Annotated in this window: 24 protein-coding genes and 1 pseudogene; 11 read left to right on the top strand and 14 right to left on the bottom strand. The window is 43.5% G+C overall.

Annotation, left to right across the window (positions count from 1 at the left end):
- Positions 1–37: 37 nt before the first annotated feature.
- From FHS45_RS00690 to FHS45_RS00675, 4 genes are read left to right on the top strand one after another with little or no spacing between them, the layout of a single operon-like run.
- Positions 38–289, top strand: a complete 252-nt coding sequence (locus FHS45_RS00690; RefSeq protein WP_062444356.1) for a DUF2249 domain-containing protein — start codon at positions 38–40, stop codon at positions 287–289.
- Positions 286–501, top strand: a complete 216-nt coding sequence (locus tag FHS45_RS00685) for a DUF2249 domain-containing protein (protein WP_062444354.1) — start codon at positions 286–288, stop codon at positions 499–501. Before FHS45_RS00690 ends, FHS45_RS00685 begins: the two co-directional genes overlap by 4 nt.
- 1 nt (position 502) lies before the next feature.
- On the top strand, positions 503–1756 hold the full coding sequence (locus tag FHS45_RS00680) for a hypothetical protein (protein ID WP_229717812.1): 1254 nt from the start codon (positions 503–505) through the stop codon (positions 1754–1756).
- A 17-nt stretch (positions 1757–1773) separates the two neighbouring features.
- Positions 1774–2070: a metal-sulfur cluster assembly factor gene (locus FHS45_RS00675; protein WP_062444351.1), complete on the top strand. Its 297-nt coding sequence runs from the start codon at positions 1774–1776 to the stop codon at positions 2068–2070.
- A gap of 221 nt (positions 2071–2291) precedes the next feature.
- Here FHS45_RS00675 and moaD read toward each other — a convergent pair whose 3' ends face one another.
- The 5 genes from moaD to FHS45_RS00650 all read right to left on the bottom strand — a co-directional run bounded on the left by moaD (position 2292) and on the right by FHS45_RS00650 (position 4801).
- A complete protein-coding gene (gene moaD, locus FHS45_RS00670) occupies positions 2292–2525 on the bottom strand; it encodes a molybdopterin converting factor subunit 1 (protein WP_062444349.1) in 234 nt (77 codons plus the stop codon).
- A complete protein-coding gene (locus tag FHS45_RS00665) occupies positions 2522–2989 on the bottom strand; it encodes a molybdenum cofactor biosynthesis protein MoaE (protein ID WP_062444347.1) in 468 nt (155 codons plus the stop codon). Before FHS45_RS00665 ends, moaD begins: the two co-directional genes overlap by 4 nt.
- Before the next feature lie 3 nt (positions 2990–2992).
- On the bottom strand, positions 2993–3517 hold the full coding sequence (gene mobB / locus FHS45_RS00660) for a molybdopterin-guanine dinucleotide biosynthesis protein B (protein WP_062444345.1): 525 nt from the start codon (positions 3515–3517) through the stop codon (positions 2993–2995).
- Positions 3518–3640: 123 nt separating this feature from the next.
- Positions 3641–3952: a metal-sulfur cluster assembly factor gene (locus tag FHS45_RS00655; protein WP_062444343.1), complete on the bottom strand. Its 312-nt coding sequence runs from the start codon at positions 3950–3952 to the stop codon at positions 3641–3643.
- A gap of 75 nt (positions 3953–4027) precedes the next feature.
- On the bottom strand, positions 4028–4801 hold the full coding sequence (locus FHS45_RS00650) for a serine aminopeptidase domain-containing protein (protein ID WP_062444341.1): 774 nt from the start codon (positions 4799–4801) through the stop codon (positions 4028–4030).
- Positions 4802–4965: 164 nt separating this feature from the next.
- Between FHS45_RS00650 and FHS45_RS00645 the strand changes: the two genes are divergently transcribed.
- The 3 genes from FHS45_RS00645 (at position 4966) to FHS45_RS00635 (ending at position 6307) form a co-directional block, all read left to right on the top strand.
- On the top strand, positions 4966–5799 hold the full coding sequence (locus FHS45_RS00645; RefSeq protein ID WP_062447691.1) for a Cof-type HAD-IIB family hydrolase: 834 nt from the start codon (positions 4966–4968) through the stop codon (positions 5797–5799).
- A 102-nt stretch (positions 5800–5901) separates the two neighbouring features.
- Positions 5902–6051 carry a hypothetical protein gene (locus tag FHS45_RS00640; RefSeq protein WP_166761337.1) on the top strand — a complete coding sequence of 50 codons (150 nt, stop codon included), beginning with the start codon at positions 5902–5904 and terminating at the stop codon, positions 6049–6051.
- Between the two features lies 1 nt (position 6052).
- Positions 6053–6307, top strand: coding sequence for a DUF3813 family protein (locus FHS45_RS00635; protein WP_308789067.1), 255 nt, complete (start codon positions 6053–6055; stop codon positions 6305–6307).
- A gap of 59 nt (positions 6308–6366) precedes the next feature.
- Here the strand turns inward: FHS45_RS00635 and FHS45_RS00630 are convergent, their stop codons facing one another.
- On the bottom strand, positions 6367–7005 hold the full coding sequence (locus tag FHS45_RS00630; RefSeq protein WP_062444339.1) for an SDR family oxidoreductase: 639 nt from the start codon (positions 7003–7005) through the stop codon (positions 6367–6369).
- Positions 7006–7079: 74 nt separating this feature from the next.
- Positions 7080–7502, bottom strand: coding sequence for a hypothetical protein (locus FHS45_RS00625; protein ID WP_062444337.1), 423 nt, complete (start codon positions 7500–7502; stop codon positions 7080–7082).
- A gap of 144 nt (positions 7503–7646) precedes the next feature.
- Here FHS45_RS00625 and FHS45_RS00620 point away from each other — a divergent pair, with 144 nt between their 5' ends.
- The gene (locus tag FHS45_RS00620; RefSeq protein ID WP_062444335.1) at positions 7647–7910 is read left to right on the top strand and encodes a NifU N-terminal domain-containing protein; all 264 of its coding nucleotides are present in this window, start codon (positions 7647–7649) and stop codon (positions 7908–7910) included.
- Between the two features lie 190 nt (positions 7911–8100).
- On the opposite strand, the gene FHS45_RS00615 is transcribed toward FHS45_RS00620, so the two are convergent.
- Positions 8101–8991, bottom strand: coding sequence for a BsuPI-related putative proteinase inhibitor (locus FHS45_RS00615; RefSeq protein WP_062444332.1), 891 nt, complete (start codon positions 8989–8991; stop codon positions 8101–8103).
- Positions 8992–9057: 66 nt separating this feature from the next.
- Complete coding sequence (locus tag FHS45_RS00610; protein ID WP_062444329.1) at positions 9058–9909, bottom strand: YitT family protein; 852 nt, start codon at positions 9907–9909, stop codon at positions 9058–9060.
- A 315-nt stretch (positions 9910–10224) separates the two neighbouring features.
- Between FHS45_RS00610 and FHS45_RS00605 the strand changes: the two genes are divergently transcribed.
- On the top strand, positions 10225–11085 hold the full coding sequence (locus FHS45_RS00605; protein WP_062444327.1) for a DegV family protein: 861 nt from the start codon (positions 10225–10227) through the stop codon (positions 11083–11085).
- A gap of 275 nt (positions 11086–11360) precedes the next feature.
- Positions 11361–12254 (top strand): DUF4349 domain-containing protein, encoded by an 894-nt coding sequence (locus tag FHS45_RS00600; RefSeq protein ID WP_062444325.1) that lies wholly within the window; start codon positions 11361–11363, stop codon positions 12252–12254.
- A gap of 242 nt (positions 12255–12496) precedes the next feature.
- Here the strand turns inward: FHS45_RS00600 and FHS45_RS00595 are convergent, their stop codons facing one another.
- Complete coding sequence (locus FHS45_RS00595) at positions 12497–13261, bottom strand: GNAT family N-acetyltransferase (protein WP_062444322.1); 765 nt, start codon at positions 13259–13261, stop codon at positions 12497–12499.
- A gap of 166 nt (positions 13262–13427) precedes the next feature.
- Between FHS45_RS00595 and FHS45_RS00590 the strand changes: the two genes are divergently transcribed.
- Positions 13428–14342, top strand: a complete 915-nt coding sequence (locus FHS45_RS00590; protein WP_062444319.1) for a vanadium-dependent haloperoxidase — start codon at positions 13428–13430, stop codon at positions 14340–14342.
- A gap of 600 nt (positions 14343–14942) precedes the next feature.
- Here FHS45_RS00590 and FHS45_RS00585 read toward each other — a convergent pair.
- The 4 genes and pseudogenes from FHS45_RS00585 to FHS45_RS20105 form a co-directional block, all read right to left on the bottom strand.
- Positions 14943–15419, bottom strand: a complete 477-nt coding sequence (locus FHS45_RS00585) for a glycosyl hydrolase family 65 domain-containing protein (protein ID WP_062444317.1) — start codon at positions 15417–15419, stop codon at positions 14943–14945.
- A gap of 92 nt (positions 15420–15511) precedes the next feature.
- The gene (locus FHS45_RS00580; RefSeq protein ID WP_062444315.1) at positions 15512–16555 is read right to left on the bottom strand and encodes a LacI family DNA-binding transcriptional regulator; all 1044 of its coding nucleotides are present in this window, start codon (positions 16553–16555) and stop codon (positions 15512–15514) included.
- A gap of 57 nt (positions 16556–16612) precedes the next feature.
- The gene (locus tag FHS45_RS00575) at positions 16613–18166 is read right to left on the bottom strand and encodes an alpha-amylase family glycosyl hydrolase (protein WP_062444312.1); all 1554 of its coding nucleotides are present in this window, start codon (positions 18164–18166) and stop codon (positions 16613–16615) included.
- A gap of 44 nt (positions 18167–18210) precedes the next feature.
- Positions 18211–18372 (bottom strand): annotated as a pseudogene (locus tag FHS45_RS20105) (sugar ABC transporter permease); the annotation flags it as partial.
- Positions 18373–18381: the final 9 nt, after the last annotated feature.

Here is an 18381-nt window from a genome sequence, read left to right as displayed (position 1 = left end):
TATCATGTAGGTATCTAGTGAAGATGAGGTGATAGTAATGGAAGAACAAGCTGCTATCGTAGAGTTGGACGTACGCGAAGATTTAAAACTGAAAAATGATCCGTTCCATAAAATCATGAATGCGGTAAAAGGACTGAAAGAGGGAGAGTCACTGTTACTTCACGCCCCGTTTAAGCCTATACCACTTTTGAAAGTAATGGCTAAAAAAGGCTACGACCACCAGTTAGAGCAAATCGATCCGAAGCATTGGCAAGTCACGTTTTTTAAACGAGCAGGTGAGGTGCAATGATACTCGATAACCGTGGATTAGAACCACCACAGCCGATGATGCGGACACTCTCTGCTTTGGAAGACTTGAACGCCAAAGAAGCACTTGTCATCATCAATGACCGCCGTCCGATGTTTTTATTCGCGGAACTCGATGAACTTGGCCACCATTATGAAACGGAGGAGCAAGGAGACGGAAGCTTCCGGATAACCATAACGAAATCTGGTGAATGATATGATTACACAAATGCAAACGCAGATCAAAACTGAAACGAACATCAAGTTACCGCTCGCCTTTATCCTGTTCGGACTTGTCTCATTCGCATTGGCCCAGTCGCTGCTCTGGATAAATACCTCCGCCCTGAGCAGTGGGGTTTTCCGGATGCCGGACTTATGGATGGCTGCCCATTTTCTTTTACTTGGCTGGGCAGTGATGGTCGTTATGGGAGCGATGTATCAGCTGGTGCCTGTAGCCTTTTTGACACCGATTTGGAATGAAAAGTTTGGTTTTCTCCAATTTTTTATTACAGCAATCGGTGTAGCCGGACTGTCTATTACTCTTTCGGTAAAGCCTGGTGTCGCGATTTTCGCCGGGGTTCTAACCGTAATCGGCATTCTGATGTTTCTTTTCCAAATTGCCATGACGCTCCTTAAGCAGGAAAAAGTCAATGTCATGACCTGGTTTGTCGGAAGTGCCCTCGTATTTTTCTTATTAACGATCGTTGCCGGACTGACGCTGACGTGGAATCTGGCGTTCGGAACAATCAGCAATTATGATGCCTTTTTCAAATCCCATTTGGTTTTCGGCCTGACCGGCTGGTTTACACTTTTAATTTTCGGGTTTTCCTATAAAATGGTACCGATGTTCAGCCTGTCCCATGGTTTTTCTATGAAATGGGCAAAACCAGCTTTCATGATGTATATAAGTGGACTTATTGTTTTGATAGTTGCTGTATGGATAGGAACCGTACCACTTAACATTATCGGCTGGGGACTATTATGGCTCGGCTTTACCGGCTATGCGCTTGATATGAAAGAAATCATAACGAAACGGATTAAGAAAAAACTCGATCAGCCGTTCATTTTTTCTTTGGCAGCAATTGGATTTGGCTGGCTGCTGCATACCACTGCCCTGCTGTTGGCCGTTTTACAGGTCAATGATGCTGCCATATGGAGCTGGCTCGTTTACTTATATATCATGATGTGGATTGTTTTCAGCATCATGGGCTACTTGTATAAAATTGTCCCCTTCTTATGGTGGACCCATAAATATTCCGGCAGTGTCGGAAAAAAAGATGTCCCCACTTTGAAAGCGATGATCCAGGAAAAATGGGGCACGATACTGTTTACCGCGATGACGTTCGGCGTGATGGTGCTCGCGGTAACCTCAATGATGGGCCTCCCTGTCCTTGCATTTACTGCACAGGGAATATTAACCGCAGCCTCTGCCTTGTATGTAATTTCAATTGCCCGAGTATTGACTAGATAATCAAGGAGTGACTCCCAATGGAAATGACGAAACAAGTGGAAGAAGCGTTGTATCAGGTGATTGACCCAGAACTTGGTATCAACATCGTTGACCTCGGCCTGGTTTACAACATAGATGTGAATGAAACGAACGATGTTCACGTCCAGATGACGTTGACTACCCCGGGCTGTCCCCTTCATGACAGCATCGTCAGTGGGGCGGAAGCAATGATTTATGGAATTGATGAGGTCAATGATGTGTATGTCGAACTGGTTTGGCATCCTGCCTGGTCGCCAGAGAAAATGAGCAGCCGCGCAAAAGAAATGTTAATGTAGCAAAAAGGCTCAGCTCCCTTGTTACGGACTGAGCTTTTTTATGTGTGTATGGGTTGTCTCTCTTGCAGCTGCCTTGTCTCTCTTTTTTCCGATATTGTCTCTCTTTTTTTAAAATTTGTCACTCTTATTCACGAAATTGTCTCTCTTCCGATACCAATTCGCACATATATAGAACGAGTTCTCTCTCATATAAAGGAAATGTCTCTCTTAACGTCAGCAAATCATCCCCCGCTTACCGGCGGGATAAAGGCAATCGTGTCTCCTTCTTTAACGACAAAGTCACCATTAGCATATTCCTCATTGACGGCTGCCATCGACGTATCGATTTCCTCGAGCTGATAGCTGTCTTTCAGCAACTCCTTCACTTCTTTAATGCTTTTGTTGACAGCCTCCAGCTGCAATTCTGCTTTCCCTGCTTTTTCCTGCAGTCCTGCAAATAACAGAATTTTATTCATGTAAGATCCTCCTCATCTGGTTGTCCTTTCGGATAAGCTTTTTGTTCTTTCTGATCGCCGATCCACTCTTCTCCGTTTTCCCAGTATTCTTTTTTCCAAATGGGTACGATTTCTTTAATCCGCTCGATCGCATAGCGACTCGCGTCATAGGAGTCGGCGCGATGTGGCGTGGATACTGCAATGACAACGGCAATATCTGTAATATCCAGCCGGCCGATCCGGTGAGCGATTGCTGTGTCAGTGTCCGGCCATTTTTCTTTAATTTCTTCACCAATTTGGGCTAGCTTCTTTTCTGCCATCGGTACATATGCCTGATATTCCAATAATAGTGTTCGCTTCCCTTTGGTGAATTCACGGACCGTTCCAATGAATGTATTAATAGCACCCGCTTCTCTTCTGGTGACGAGATCGACAACTTCTTGTATATCTAAGGCTTTCTCTGAAATCCAAAACTTATTGCTCACAACTTACACCTCTTTGCACAAATATATCAATTCACCCAAATGGTCTTCAATCGTTTCGATATGAAATACAGGTACATCAATGGATGATTCCATATCTTTCTCCCAGCAGACAACAGCACGGATATTGGCAATCTCATGAACCAGTTCGAAATCTTCATTTGTTCGGGCCATCAGGATTTTAGGATATACTTCCCTCTTGTACCCTTCAACTAACAACAAATTCGGTGAAAAGTTCTCATAAATGTTAATGAGCTGCCTGAGGGAAACTTCCAAACCTTTTCCGAATTCAAGTTGCAAGGAGCCGCCTCCTTCTACACCAGTTAAAAATGCCCCTGATTCATGGTGCTGAAAACTATCCGTTCCTGAATGCATCGGCTCTAAACTGTCCGAATGCCCGTGATGTTTTAATGACGCTGTTCTTAGCCCCTGATCCGAAGCATAACGAATCAGGCGGTTCATCATCGTCGTTTTTCCGCTGTTTTTATAACCGATCACTTGAATGATCGGAAAAGATTGCTTGTCCGGCATAAGCTTCCCTCCACTCTATGTATATTGTAAAGCTTTTTTCTAAATAAAGCTGTGACAGATTCTTTAAACATCCTGGGTAGTCAAAAGGCTCTGCCGTTGCTGGCAGAGCCTCTCAAGAAGTAATCAATCTGGAATTCCTAGTGCGATTTTCGCGTAGCGACTCATCTTGTCTTTTGTCCATGGAGGATTCCAGACAATGTTTACATTGACTTCCTCTACTTCTGGAATGTCGGCAAGTGCGCGCCTTACATCCTGCTCAATGACTCCAGCTAATGGGCAGCCCATCGCTGTCAATGTCATGGTCACTGTGCATGTGTTATTCTCGTCCACATCTACACCATATACAAGTCCAAGATTGACGATATCTATCCCAAGTTCAGGGTCAATGACGTTTTCAAGTGCACCCATAAGATTTTCTTCTAATGCTTTATCCACGAATTTTTCCCCCTTCCTAAATGTTCATTTTTATTATAAACAAAATTTCATTGGGTTTAAAATGATTCCTATCACTTATTCTTGATTAAATTGATGATCCATCCAATCGACCATCTCCAGTATAGCAAATCGGGTAACTTTGTGGTCCTTTCCAATTTCCCGTAAAAACCGGATATTTTCCGGGTTTTTATAGTGCTGGATCGCTTCGTTATAAAAATCGTAGGAATGCTCAAAAGGTACAACAGGGTCTGCATCCCCATGCCAGAAGAAAATTGGCCGGCCATGAAGTTTTTCCATCTGCCGGGAAAGATCGATCTCGGCTAAAGCACTCATCAGTTCGTCAACCTGTTCGGCAGTGATCGGCATTTCAACGCCCATATCACGGACGTCCGCCAACATCTTTTCCGCAAATTCTACAGGTTTTGGCGAGCCCATCATGACGGCAGCACCATCAACCCAAGGGAATTGTGTCAGCGCCGCCGCTGTCGTTACTCCGCCCATGCTCGTCCCAGCTACAACGAACCGTTTCCCTTTCGTCCATCCTTTTTCATCGATTGCTGTTTTAATCGTTTTCAGTTCATCCAGATTGGCCAGGACAATGTCCCAGAATTTGAATTGCAGTTCTTCCTGCGTTTGATCAACTTCTCTTTCCCCGTGATACATACTGTCTGGAAGCAGGACTCGGAAACCTTTCCGTGCTAACAGATAGGCTTGCGCAAGGTTATGTTCTTTTGCGGAAGTAAAACCATGGAAGTATGTAACTACCGGAAGTGGCTGATTGTATTTTTCAGCTTCAACAATTACTATTACCGGGATTTCTTCAATAAATTCTCGATAGACCGTTACCATATCTCTTTTCCCTTCTTTTCAAAAACTTTACGCAATTTTAAAATCATCCTAATATTGCCATCATATAATCAAATCGTAACATGGGGATACAGATTTTGAAAGCAGTATCACTTTCCAAATCAAAGGAAAACCTATACACTATAGAACAACGAGGTGAAGAAGATATGAGTAAACAACAGCATTTGATTGCATTGGACTTAGACGGTACATTGCTTACCGATGAAAAAACAATCAGTGACCGAACCAAACGGGCAGTACTGAAAGCGAAAGAGGAAGGTCACGTAGTCGTAATCGCTACCGGAAGGCCGCATCGGGCCAGCATTGACTACTATTATGAACTCGGTCTGGGTACTCCGATGGTTAATTTCAACGGAGCGTTAATCCACCATCCGAAAGACCCTCAATGGGATGCGCTCCACTCCCCGCTTCCGATCCGGACAGCTAAAAGCATCATCCATGACTGCTATGAGCTGGAAGTAAGAAATCTGTTGGCAGAGATCAAAGATGATGTCTACCTTGACCGGCATGACGAGGAAGTTATGGAACTTTTCCATGCAACCGGGGATACCAACCCAGTAACTGTAGGAAACTTAAAACATCAACTAAAAGAAGACCCTACTTCGTTACTTATTTATCCCCATGAACATCAGATTCCATCCTTGCGTCAAGGGCTGGAAGATAACCATGCCGAAATGATTGAGCACCGAAAATGGGGAGCACCTTACCATGTAATTGAAATCGTCCGTAAAGGATTGAACAAAGCGGTCGGTCTAGATAAAATAAGTCGTTATTATCATATCCCGAAAGACCGGATTATTGCCTTCGGTGATGAGGATAATGATTTAGAAATGATTGATTATGCCGGCGTGGGCGTTGCGATGAAGAACGGAATTGATGAACTGAAAAGCATAGCCAAATACGTCACCCATTCGAACATGGAAGATGGCATCGGCAGTTTCCTGGAAGATTATTTAAAATTGAACACAAAAGCCATTTAACCCATATTTTGTCGAGGTATAAGAAAAGCTATACAAGCAATAATAAGCTTGAGCGTTTTGAAAAAAACGTTCAGGCTTTTTTTAATTCGGGAGGGTCTTGTTATGGCAAAGAACAACAAATCCAAACGATTTGTACAACAGGGTTCAGACGCTGTGAAGAAGCATGATGAGCGGTTTCCTTATCGGGAACGCTTTTCAGACGTCGAACGAAAACGTGAAGAAGCTGACCGTCATACTGTAGGAGGTTTTTAGGATGGACAACAAGCAAAATAATAATAACATGATGCAGAATGCCATGAATGCAGCCAACCAGGGCGGCAACAACCTAATGCAGACTGCTAAAAATGCCGTCAACCGTATCACCAACGCAGGTCGCGGCCAATTCAACCAGCAGGAAAAGCAAGCGGCTCAACAGGCCATTCAGTCCGCTTATGCTGATAGTACTCCTGAAGAAAAGCAGCAGCTTCAGCAGCTTGAAGAGCAGTTACGACGCCATAACGAGCTGTAATTTATCACCCGCAGCAAAAGAAGGCTGATCCAGTCACCTGGGTCAGCCTTTTATCATGTTTATTCTAATGTTTTCAACGCGTCTTCAATCTGCGTATCGCCTTCTACCATTTCAAATGTCTTACGGTAAGCATTAGCCTCTTCCAGGCAGGCAACCATCGTCTTAGCAACATCTGCACGCGCTACAGACCCGCGGTCCACAGACTTTCCGACTTTGATTTTGCTTGTCCCTGCTTCATGAGTCAAGGCTCCTGGACGAACAATCGTGTAATCAAGTTCCGTGCTGCGTAAGTGTTCGTCTGCTTCCCCTTTCATTTTTAAATAATACGCCAACTTCTCCGGTCCTTCTTCCGGATGGTCCGCTTTCATTGCGCTTAGCATAATGAACTTTGGTGCTCTGCCAAGCTTTTCGGTTTCTTTGATCAGGTTGATCGCGCCATCACGATCCACATCTTTCGTTTTTTCTGGTGGTGTGCTGGATCCGGAACCTGCCGCAAAAATTACCGCGTCCATTCCTTTGACAGCATGCCCAACATCACTTTCGAGGTCAGCAAGAACCGGGATTCCCCCCAAACCTTCCATGTCCTCTTTCTGCTCTTCTTTTCGTACCATGGCATACGCCTCATGTCCGGCAGTATCCAAATACTGTACCAGTAATCGACCAGTATGCCCGTTAGCTCCAGCTACGAGTACCTTCATTCTATCCGCTCCTTATCTACAAAATTCTATGCATACTTCATGTATCCCTTAGGCGCCTGTTTCAAACATGAATATCAACTGTCCCGATAGGTCAGCTTCATGACGACCGCGTATAATCCATGACCGGCAGACCAGAAAAAAATAGCGGAGATGCTGTCAATAGCCGGTGTTTCCTTAATCGCAAGTGCAGTAAGAGGGAAATAAGTTAAGCCTGCCAGGGTGGCCAGAGTCAATGCCAATGACCATTGATGGGAATGACTATCTATCATAGAATTTCGCAATAAATAGACAAATATCATCCCTATTCCCCAGGAAATAATCAAATGGAAAAGCCATTCGACATAGAATGGCCAGGCAATCTTACCGATCCATGGAATGAAATCGACATTCATTAATAGTGTATACACTTTAATACCGGTCGCCTTTTCCACTATCCAGAGGAAAATTCCAATGGCGAGACCGGCCGTAGTTCCTACCCATAATCCGTTCCGGTACATGATCCTCTCCCTTTCGTACCTGATTAAATATGTAACTTATTTTACCATTCCTATTATAGTGTTAACCCAGTAAAAAGAGAATCTTTTGTGAAACCGTAGTTTTTTGATAAAATAAAAGAAGATGTATCGAGGAGGTTTTTAACGATGAGTGTAAAAGTAGAAGCAACACCGAATCCGAATGCAATGAAATTTACAACCGATTCCATGATTTTCAGCGGTGACGGCAGTGTATCTGTCATGGCGGGTCAGACAAGTGAACATGAAATATTGAATGATTTAATGGCAGTAGATGGCGTGGATAACGTCTTCGGTTTCCAGAATTTCATTACTGTCAATAAGAAGTTCGATGCTGAATGGGATAACCTGACTCCAAAAATCGAAGAGGTATTTGAAAAACATAGCTACTAAAATTATCACTAATCGAGTATAAAATTCTAACGGGTTTTATACTCTTTTTTATCTCTAGATAGATGACTAAACGCAGGCAGACATCATAAAACTAACTTTGTCTAGCAGAGGAAGACAATCAAAATAGAAAAAGCTTAGAGGTGTTGTCGTCTCTAAGCTTTTTGGTGTGCTATATAGATGTTTTTGACAATCAACCTTGGAACTGTTCCAGGGGTATATAGTTCACATTGGTCGGATTGCCGCTCTTCGGATCGATTTCAAATAATGTCAATGTAAGCGTCCCATTTTCCGGTAATTGATCTTCTGCGATGTCTATTTCAAGCTCGAATGATGACCAGGACGGAGCCGCTTCATCGACTTCATGTGTCGTGTTTTCAATCAGCATATTATGCCCGTCTTCGACATTGTATATAAACGACCCCTCAAATAACTTCGCTTCTCCAGTAATGACATAAGAACCATTCTTCCCCGAAACTTCAACGTTTCGGAACGCTTCTCCTTCGGCTGGGCCATCGGAATCGTCACCAGAAGGCTTATCCCCCTCGACGGTAAAGGCTTTCGTTTCCTGAAACGGCTTCGACTCGAGCGTTTGGCTATTGACCGAATTGGCTTCAATCGAAATCGCTGCATTATAGTCGCCAGGCTCTACACCATCCGACCACTCTTCTTCAAAACTCATGCTATCACCAGGCTCTAAAGTTTTCGTTTCCAGTGCCTGGGTGAACATTTGCCCTTCGGAAAAGCGGTACACCTCTTCATCGGAATCATTTTTAACGACAATTTCATACTTTTGACCGGAAGTAAAGCCAAGTTCATAGGCTTCATCTCCCTGGTTTTCTAAAGAAAACTGGAAGGTCACCCTGTCATTTTCCGCTTTGATTTCGGAATGCATAGCAAGGTCATTAACCGCTTTTTTGATAACATCCTCCTCCGTCTCTTCATTTTCGCTACTTGTTTCTTCCTCTTTCATTGTTTCTTCGGCCCCTTCATCTCCAGAGTCCCCTTGGTTATCATCCGCTCCACAGGCTGTCGCAAAGAGCAGTACCATCAGCCCGAAAAAAAGCATCCATCCCCTTTTCATATGCCGTCACATCCTTTATTTATATCCGTTCATCTATATAGACGTTTCATCTTTCCAAAAGTTACACTATTTGTCGTCTTTTCGGAAAAAACCGAATATCCCTGTGGTTTGTACAATATTCGTGAACGCCTGTGGATCCACTTCATTAATGATGCCTTGCAGGTCATATAGTTCATACCGTGTAATGACCATCACAAGCATATTTTTATCCTGCTGGGTAAATGCCCCTCGAGCCGGCAAGGTAGTAATGCCTCGTACCATTTTGGAATGAATCGCTTTTTCCAGCTCTGCTGCCTTGGTAGTAATGATCATGGCTGTAAGTTTCTCGTGTCGGGTATGGATGGCATCGATGACACGCGTCGTCACATATAACGTCAACAGGGTATACAAAGCGTTTTCCGGTTCATACAAAATCCCTGCCAACGCGATGATAACGCTGTTTAGTATGAGAAAATATATCCCGATCGGGCGGTCTTTCATCCGTGATAATACCATCGCTACGATGTCGAGCCCACCAGTGGAAGCCCCCCACTTCAGAGTCAGCCCGACACCGGCGCCCCCAAGGACTCCACCGAAAACAGCATTCAGGATAATATCCTCGGAAAGCTGCCTGACAGGCACGATTCCAAGCGCAATGGTAGTAAATGCTACAGATAAAGCACTGTAGACTGTAAACCCTTTTCCTACTTTATACCACCCTAAAATAGCCACTGGTATATTCAATAGGAAGAGCAACATACCTGTACTGACACCAGGCACCCCTAGAAAATCTCTTAATACACTTGCTGTAATCTGAGCGACACCTGTAAAACCGCTTGCGTAGACATTCGCTTCAATCAAGAATAAGTTCAGGGCAAACGCGTTTAAGATAGCGCCGAATATAACAACAACAATTCGCTTTAATTCAAATGAAAACATAAGGGCCTCCTTCCAAACACTCATCTTAATAAAATAATCAGGCTTGTCGCCAACTTTTACAGCGAAAGCCTTCGTATCCCCTGCACTTTTAACCTTTTATAATAGTTCAATAAACTATAAGTACAAAAAGCGCTATTCTTTTTTTATCACCACGTTCTGCGAAAATCAAGCACCAATTCTCAGTTCCCCACTCTAGGAAAAAATAATCACAAATTCCCGCCATCCGTGCGAAATGTTTTGACAGTTTCCTTTTATAGTCATAAACTTGAAACAAACAAGCTTAATTTATTCCTTATTATAAGAAGGTGAATGTAAATGGATGTTAAAATCATTGCTGATTCGGCAAGCGATTTGTCACAGGCCCATTTTGAACGCCATAACATCGACATGGTTTCACTTAAAGTCACACTGAATGAAGAAGACTACCTTGATGGTAAGACCATCACCCCGAAAAAGGTATATGACGCGATGCGGGACGGGGCTGCACCAAAAACGTCACAAGTGTCCCCACAAGCCTTCAAAGAAGTATTCACACGCTATGCGGAGACAGGCCAGCCATGCATTTATTTCGCTTTCTCTTCCGAATTATCCGGTACATATCAGACAGCAAAAATGATGGAAGATGAAGTGAAAACAGAGCACCCAGACTTTGACCTCCATGTTATTGATACCAAATGTGCTTCCTTAGGTTACGGACTCGTCGTGCTGCGCGCAGCAGAAATGGCTTCTAATGGCGCCTCTGTGCAGGAAATTCTTGATACTTGCACCTATCATGCCGATCATATGGAACATATATTCACGGTCGATGACTTGGAATACCTTTACCGAGGCGGGCGCGTCAGCAAGACAGCAGCGTTTGTCGGTACACTATTGAAAATCAAGCCGCTGCTTCATGTAGAAGGTGGCAAGCTCATTCCATTGGAAAAAATCCGCGGCTCTAAGAAAGTCTTGAAACGAATGGTTGAAGTCATGAAAGAACGCGGCGAAGACCTTGCCAATCAGCCAATTGCCATCAGCCACGGTGATGATATCGAAAACGCCGAGCAGCTGGCCGCCATGATCCGGGGCGAATTTGGCACCGAGCAGATCCATATCGAAATGGTCGGCTCCGCTATCGGCGCTCATGCCGGACCGGGCACCATCGCTCTTTTCTTTCTCAATAAACCTTATAAATGATTTTTGATCTCTTGTCCTCATGTATTTCCATGCTGCCTCTTCCAAAAAGGAGGCAGCTTTTTTATACTTTAAGAAAGTTTAACATTATTAAAAAACAGCCAGACTTTCGCCATAAGGACTTGAAGATAAGCAAGTTTTCTAATCGTCTTTATATTCATGCCCAACTTCTTCAATATTACCGAAAACCTTCCAATGTTCACTCATTCACAAATTTATAACTTTTTTGTAACATTTTTGTTACATTGAGCGACTAACCTGGTAAAGGGGGCGTTGTGATGAAAAAAATAATTGGAATAGCTATTGGGCTGCTGCTTATACTGGGAGCTTGCAGCAATACGGAAGACAGGAGTGAATCCAATGAAGAAATGGATATGGCCACAGAAGAAGATAGCTCTATGCCAGATACCGCACAAAAAAATGACAGTCTATCTGAGGGGGAAATGAATTCAGATACTAATAATATAACTGATAATGTACAAGAGCAAATGATGGTCTACAATGCAGACGTCTCTCTCCGTACAAGAGATTATGATTCATTTTATGAGCAGCTGGAAAGTCATATCGACAAGCAAGAAGCTTATATTATCGAGGCCAATGTACACAAGATGGAACAAGGACAGCGGAGCGCCAATATCAGAATTCGCGTGCCGCAGGAAAACTTCCGCCCTTTTATCGATGATCTTGGCAGTTACAGTGACAATATTGATTCCCGTAATATCTCCGGACGGGATGTGACCGAAGAATACGTCGATTTGGAATCACGCCTGAAAGCGAAAGAGAAAATTGAGGAACGTTTGCTCACTTTTATGGATGATGCCGAAAAGACAGAAGACCTGATTCAGATTTCACAGGATCTTGAGCGTGTTCAGGAAGAAATCGAAACTATCAAGGGAAAAATGAACTACCTGGAAAATCAAAGCGACTTTTCTACAGTGAGCCTTACCATTACCGAAACGAAAGTAAACGTTCCAGATTTGAAGGACCAGGACTTAAATACGTGGGAGAAAACGAAACAGGCATTTGTCCAGTCATTGAATGGCCTGACACAAGCAGCTTCCTGGATAGTCGTGGCACTGATCGGTTACTCCCCAATCCTTGTATTGCTCGCCATTCCGCTTATCTGGTGGCTTCTGCGCAGGCGAAAGCACCGTCCCACCGATCAAAAGTAATAAAAAGTGCAGTGAGCTCCAGTTTGTTGAATTTTCAGCATTAAAATACCTGGGTCCGTTACCTTGAGAGGAGAGAAATGGGATGGGAAACGGCCCCTTCAAGAAGCTAAATTAGTGATTTTCTGTAATACCCTGTGGAGGTGGTCGCAGCAAAACCAAGGTTGCGATATAACTGGTAAGCACGATTATTTTTACTATCAACCTCCAGGGTTATTTTTTGATCAGACAACTGCTCCGATGCCTCAACAAGATGAACCATCAGCTCCGCCATAGCCAAAGCCTTGATGTTCAGGAAGCACGCAGACACCATAAATGGAGGTAGCTTCTTCCGAGACAGCTGCTGCGCCCATCCCGACAGGGGCATTATTCAAATAGCCGATAAACAGGTGATGGTTCGATTTGTTCAAAGCCAGGCTAATGAAAGTACGAGCATCTTCCCGAGGCAGACCGAATGCCCGCTCCTGAATCTCTGCAAGTATTTCTAAGTCATTCTCTTCCGCACGCAGGATCTCCAGGTTACATGTACCTTTTTCAAGATCATCAGCTGCATACTCCATTTGGTACTCTGTATATTGATATACAGCTTCCCTCTTTGCTGCCACGGTTTTACCAGATTGAGAATCTTCATTCAAGACATAAAGCAGGGAAGGAATGCTATGTTTGTCCCAGGTTTCATACACCCGCTTTTCCAAAATAGAAAAATAGCGTTTTCTCCTATGCCCCGGATGAGTGATGCCCATCAGCTCTATTTCTTTTTTGGAAGGTATGAACGCTGTGACTACCGAAATTAACTCCTCTTCATCATGAATGGTAAAAACCCATGGCAAAGATGCATCGAAATTGAGATTATCGGCAATATACATTTCACTTGTCATCCCTTCGTACTCTTTTATTTTATTTTCCAACCTGCGTATCTCTTTTGCCAGTACTTCGTCAACGTATGTATGAGAAGTGATTTTCACTAGTAATTCCCCCGCCCTGAACCCTTTTCTTTTATTATAACTCATTCATAAACTGCCGGCTTTAATTTTCCAAATCGAGCCCCTGCTCCAGCTCTTGTTGCGGTTTACCGATACAACCTTTCCTCATTGTTCACAAGATATTACTTCATTCACTCCCAGCCTATACTCATGATTTCCTCTAGCATAAGATGATTAAAAAAGGAGTGATATTATGGCAAATATAATGCCATATCCACTTTGGACTGATCTGCCATATGCAGGAGAAAGACTTCCGCCGGAATCAAGTGTAGAGCCTTCAGCTGGAACCTGGGATACCTACTTTCTGAAACGGAGCCAAGCCGGAAAATTTGAGACACTTGATGGAAAGCCTGTGGAGTTTGACATTCTTCATCCTGGTACGATTGATTGGTATGGTCAATTGAAAAAAGTGCAACGTGTAGCAAAAAACCTTTCAGAAAAAGAAGCAATAGTAGCTAGATACTGGGGGGCAGGGCCACCTTCTAAACAATGGGCGCCAATCGTTGATCGTCTGATAGACACTTATGGAGTAGAAGCTCCACGTGCAGGAAGAATCTTGGGGGCTTTATTTGCTGGTATCAATGATGCATTGGTAGTTACATGGTACTTGAAATATAAATGGCTGGTACCACGGCCGAATCAACTGGATGACCAGCTGGCTACTGTAATATGTACACCGAAACATCCATCTTATCCTTCGGGGCATGCAGCCGTATCAGGGGCAGCCGAAACTATCCTAAGTTACTTTTTTCCTGGTGAAAGAAGAAGGCTGCGTCAACTTGCAGAAGAGGATGCCAAATCGCGCCTTTACGCATTAGTACATTTCCCTGTGGATAACGAGCAAGGACTTAGATTAGGAAGACAGATCGGGCGTATTGTGGTAGAACAGTTGGAGAAAGATCGCGGACGTGATGGAAGAGCTGTGGATACCCCTTATAGAAACAGTAGAGGTGCTGATATCGCGCCGCCACCTTACGAACAATCTTTTCCTTTTGATTTCGATCAAAGTTGCAGTTCACTTCTCCGGGATGAGACCAGCACGGAATCTAACTATTCCCGTAGAAAAAGTAACCCAGATTACCCACAGCCAAAGCTGTATCTAGAATAAATATTATTTAAAATGGCTCTTTGAAATCTACATGTTGATTCTCCAGTTAAGCTCCCTTCTACTGAAGACTCAGTTTCGAGATAGTTGGGTCCGTTACCATAAGTGGAAAGGGCGTAAAATAAAACCTTTATCCGCAGGCGTTTATAAAGGATGTAAGGGGACCAAAATCTTCTTTCTATTATCATAGGGCATTTTTTACAAGTGTGATTTCGAGAACTTCCTATGGCAAAGGGGCGTAGGGAAACGGTGAGACTCCTCGAAAATGCTGCGCATTTCCTTGGTGCGGTGTTTCTCAAGGATGATAATTCAAAGTCCTGTGGGGTATGCGGGATCGCTGAGGCCCCGCAAGGCGAAGCCTGAGGAGACTCAGCACACGCCCACGGAAAGCGAATCGTTTTCCGGAGCCCCTAATCCCCAATAATTATCTCGAAATCAAGCCTTCGACTTTTCGGCCCTATTGTGGAATAAGCTTCTTATGGAAAAAATAATTCCAAAATTTTAGAGGTTCTCCTATCTACTCATTCTAATAGGAGAACCTCTGTTCATTTATATGTGTAGTAACTTGATTCCTACTAATAATTATTAAAGGGAACTAGAATTCTACTGCTTAAGTGTTACTTTACCATCGTTAGATAAATGGTTTTCTTCGCCATGAATATACAGGCTGAAGTCGCTGCCTTTTTCCTGGGTGATGACGACTTGCTGGTGGTCGACGTCCACCTTGATCAAGTGACCTCTGAAATTGATTTTGAAAGTATAGTTATCCCAGGCTTTCGGAATAAACGGTTTGAAATGTAATGCACCTTTTACAACACACATGCCTGCGAACCCATGAACAATGGATAACCACGATCCCGCCATGCTTGTGATGTGGAGCCCATCTTCTATGTCGTTGTTGTAGTTATCCAGCTCCAGCCTCGTCGTCCTCAGATACATTTCATATGCTTTCTCCTCATAGCTGATTTCCGCCGCGATAATGGAATGGACACACGGTGACAACGATGATTCATGGACCGTCATCGGCTCATAGAAGTCGAAGTTGCGTTTCTTCTCTTCCAATGGAAAGCGATGATTCATTCATCAATCTTGCAAATCTGTTTCATTTTTCATCACCTCTGGATTAGTTTAGGCAAACGTTTACACTCAGCAGGAAAAAGAGAGAACCCGCTTTAGGCTCTCTTGCTTGTTTCTTCGTTCAATGGCTGTGTTGATAAACGGTGCTTAATTTCAAATGGCACGATGATCCGCTTGGCAGGTTCATTTTTATTTTGTATTTTTTCAATCAGGCATTTGGATGCCTGAGCGCCAAGTTCATAAATATTTATGTCCACCGTTGTAAGTGGAGGGCGTGTCACTTCCGCCATGTAAACATTATTAAAACTCACGATAGATACATCTTCGGGAACATACAGTCCGAACTCTTCCAGCATGTTGATCACACCGATGCTCATCAAGTCATCTGAGATGACAAGCCCTGTCGGTGGTTCCGGGAGTGAGAAGAGTTCATGAACCGCTTTTCTTCCACCTGATTTTAAGAACTCTGTATGGAAGCGATATTCTTTTTTTGCTTGCAGTCCAGCTTTTTTAAGCGCCTCTTTGTAACCTGTCATTCGATCTACAGTGACTGCCAAGTCCTTAGACCCACCGATGAATCCAATACATCGATGACCGAGTTCAATCAGATGCTCGGTGATTTCCCTGGATGCCCGGATATTATCATTATCGACATGGCTGATCGTATCAGTATTTTCATTTGGTTTCCCTACAATGACAAAAGGAAAATTCTGCTCATAAAGAAACTCCATCACTTTATCCTTTAATCTTGAGTAAAGGAGGATGACCCCATCTACACGAGTTCCATATACCATTCGTTGGACGCCTTCTAATATTTCTTCTTCCGTTTCTCCTGTGGAGAGCAGCAAGGAATATTCAAGGTTATGGGCTACCGCACTAATGCCACGAAGCACCTCAGGGAAGAAGGGGTTTTGTAAGGCTTTATCTGCGCTTGAAGGCATGACGACACCGATTGACTGGGTGGAACTTCGGACCAGACTCCTCGCATTAACATTTGGATGGTACCCTAATTCTTTCATCGCCTTCCTTACACGTTTTTTTGTAGCAGGACTGATTCTCGGGTTATCCGCAATGACCCGTGATACTGTAGACGGCGCCACGCCTGCCGCTTTGGCTACTTCCTTAATGGTAACTCCCATGACACTCACCTTCTATTCCATTTAATTTCAATTTGCTGCTTCCTCTTAGTATTTAGTTTACATTATTCCATCAGTCTCTGCAGTTTTACTTTTTCTGCTTAAAAAGATGACGGCCACTACAAATATCCCGAAGATTCCTCCGATAAACAACAGGAATCCCCAGTTCAACCCGGTATCTTCTTCTACAAGATATACTTCTGCCTGTTCTCGTTCCATGGCTACATGGTAGGTGCCAGCTTCGACTTCCCGAACAATATCATCGGTCAGCATACCACGCAGCTGTTTTCCTGATGGCAGGTCCGACAACTCAACTGTACGTGTACCTGTGTCATTGTTAATAACGGTAATTAATGTTTCATCTTTATAGGAACGCTGATAAGCAGCCATGCCATCTTCATTATAAAGTTCCTTGTAATCCCCTTTAGTTAGTGCCGGGAATTCTTGTCGCATCGATGTCAACTGCTCAATCCGCTGCTTCAGTTCTTCATCGGCTGCCTTCACATTCATCATTTTGCGATTATCCGGATCTTCCCCGCCATCTAATGGTATTTCTGTTCCATAGTAGGTAATCGGAATTTCCGGCATGGTGAATTGATAGGTCAAAGCCAGTTTCCAGCGCGTCACCGGGTTTTGGTTATTTTCTACTGCACGTCTTGTGAACCGGACGGTGTCATGGCTATCAATGAAAGAACTGAGCATCTCGGGGCTTTGATACCTTTCCTCATTCGTCTTCCAGATACTTAACGGTCCGGTCAGCGAATTTCCAGCTGCCTGAAAAGACTGATCCATTGCATTGTATAATGGAAAATCAACGAATGAATCAATACCTGTTTCCTCATATGCAGCTATTTCCCTTGGATTATCATGCCATACCTCTCCAAGCAAGAAGAAGTCGGGATCAATGCTCTTAACATGGTCGTTAAACTCTTTCCAAAAGTCTTTTGGTACATGTTTAACGGTATCGAGCCGGAAGCCGTCCACTCCAGTTTCTTCTATCCAAAATTCAGCCGCGTCAAATAAGTATTGTTTCACTTCCGGGTTTTCCGTGTTCAAATCAGGCAGACCAGCGAGCCAGGCATTTTCCAATACCGACGGACTTTCCCCGATCATCCGCTGTTCTTCATGGAACCACTCTTCCTTCTCAGGATCCTCCAGCCATGGATGCTGGTAGCCGGTATGGTTCACCACAAAATCAAACAGCACTTTCATATCACGTTTATGGGCTTCTTCCACCAGACGTTTGGCATCTTCCATTGTTCCAAAATGCTCTTCCACTTCCATGAAATCTTCAATCCAGTAGCCATGATAGCCCTTTGGCTCGTTTTTCATAATCGGTGTAATCCAGATGGCCGTATATCCAAGGCTCTGAATATAATCCAACTGCTGGATAATTCCCTCGATATCTCCACCATGATAAGCTTTTGGATCGCCCGTATCCACTTCGTAGTCGTTATCGAAATCCCCGTTAAAAAAACGGTCCACCATAATAAAGTAAATCATTTCTTCTTGCCACTCATCTTCTTTTTCTTCAGCTCCTAAAGCAACCATAGGAAAAGAATAAAAAAGAAGAAACGGAATGATGCACAAGGTTAATAGTGCTTTTATCCTCATTTCCGCTCCCCCTCATCATAATAAATTTAAGTTTCCATTCTCTATTATCCTTTGGTCGCTCCAGATGTCAATCCTGAAATTAAATAACGCTGTATCAACAGGTATACTAGTGCAATTGGAACAGCGATCAGAATCGCTCCGGCAGCAAAGCGTGTAAAATTATTGGAAAACTGATCATTTATAAAATTGAATAAGCCTAAAGCAAGTGCAGATGA

The organism is Thalassobacillus devorans (genome assembly GCF_011761345.1).
GTDB lineage: Bacteria > Bacillota > Bacilli > Bacillales > Halobacillaceae > Thalassobacillus > Thalassobacillus devorans.
This window is presented reverse-complemented; position numbering and strand designations above follow the sequence as displayed.

What these genes read in the sequence shown, in the direction of transcription:
- FHS45_RS00690 (WP_062444356.1), top strand. Translation starts at nt 38, where the DNA reads ATGGAAGAACAAGCTGCTATCGTAGAGTTGGACGTACGCGAAGATTTA.
- FHS45_RS00685 (WP_062444354.1), top strand. Translation starts at nt 286, where the DNA reads ATGATACTCGATAACCGTGGATTAGAACCACCACAGCCGATGATGCGG.
- FHS45_RS00680 (WP_229717812.1), top strand. Translation starts at nt 503, where the DNA reads ATGATTACACAAATGCAAACGCAGATCAAAACTGAAACGAACATCAAG.
- FHS45_RS00675 (WP_062444351.1), top strand. Translation starts at nt 1,774, where the DNA reads ATGGAAATGACGAAACAAGTGGAAGAAGCGTTGTATCAGGTGATTGAC.
- moaD (WP_062444349.1), bottom strand. Translation starts at nt 2,525, where the DNA reads ATGAATAAAATTCTGTTATTTGCAGGACTGCAGGAAAAAGCAGGGAAA.
- mobB (WP_062444345.1), bottom strand. Translation starts at nt 3,517, where the DNA reads ATGCCGGACAAGCAATCTTTTCCGATCATTCAAGTGATCGGTTATAAA.
- FHS45_RS00650 (WP_062444341.1), bottom strand. Translation starts at nt 4,801, where the DNA reads ATGGTAACGGTCTATCGAGAATTTATTGAAGAAATCCCGGTAATAGTA.
- FHS45_RS00645 (WP_062447691.1), top strand. Translation starts at nt 4,966, where the DNA reads ATGAGTAAACAACAGCATTTGATTGCATTGGACTTAGACGGTACATTG.
- FHS45_RS00640 (WP_166761337.1), top strand. Translation starts at nt 5,902, where the DNA reads ATGGCAAAGAACAACAAATCCAAACGATTTGTACAACAGGGTTCAGAC.
- FHS45_RS00635 (WP_308789067.1), top strand. Translation starts at nt 6,053, where the DNA reads ATGGACAACAAGCAAAATAATAATAACATGATGCAGAATGCCATGAAT.
- FHS45_RS00630 (WP_062444339.1), bottom strand. Translation starts at nt 7,005, where the DNA reads ATGAAGGTACTCGTAGCTGGAGCTAACGGGCATACTGGTCGATTACTG.
- FHS45_RS00625 (WP_062444337.1), bottom strand. Translation starts at nt 7,502, where the DNA reads ATGTACCGGAACGGATTATGGGTAGGAACTACGGCCGGTCTCGCCATT.
- FHS45_RS00620 (WP_062444335.1), top strand. Translation starts at nt 7,647, where the DNA reads ATGAGTGTAAAAGTAGAAGCAACACCGAATCCGAATGCAATGAAATTT.
- FHS45_RS00615 (WP_062444332.1), bottom strand. Translation starts at nt 8,991, where the DNA reads ATGAAAAGGGGATGGATGCTTTTTTTCGGGCTGATGGTACTGCTCTTT.
- FHS45_RS00610 (WP_062444329.1), bottom strand. Translation starts at nt 9,909, where the DNA reads ATGTTTTCATTTGAATTAAAGCGAATTGTTGTTGTTATATTCGGCGCT.
- FHS45_RS00605 (WP_062444327.1), top strand. Translation starts at nt 10,225, where the DNA reads ATGGATGTTAAAATCATTGCTGATTCGGCAAGCGATTTGTCACAGGCC.
- FHS45_RS00600 (WP_062444325.1), top strand. Translation starts at nt 11,361, where the DNA reads ATGAAAAAAATAATTGGAATAGCTATTGGGCTGCTGCTTATACTGGGA.
- FHS45_RS00595 (WP_062444322.1), bottom strand. Translation starts at nt 13,261, where the DNA reads ATGAGTTATAATAAAAGAAAAGGGTTCAGGGCGGGGGAATTACTAGTG.
- FHS45_RS00590 (WP_062444319.1), top strand. Translation starts at nt 13,428, where the DNA reads ATGGCAAATATAATGCCATATCCACTTTGGACTGATCTGCCATATGCA.
- FHS45_RS00585 (WP_062444317.1), bottom strand. Translation starts at nt 15,419, where the DNA reads ATGAATCATCGCTTTCCATTGGAAGAGAAGAAACGCAACTTCGACTTC.
- FHS45_RS00580 (WP_062444315.1), bottom strand. Translation starts at nt 16,555, where the DNA reads ATGGGAGTTACCATTAAGGAAGTAGCCAAAGCGGCAGGCGTGGCGCCG.
- FHS45_RS00575 (WP_062444312.1), bottom strand. Translation starts at nt 18,166, where the DNA reads ATGAGGATAAAAGCACTATTAACCTTGTGCATCATTCCGTTTCTTCTT.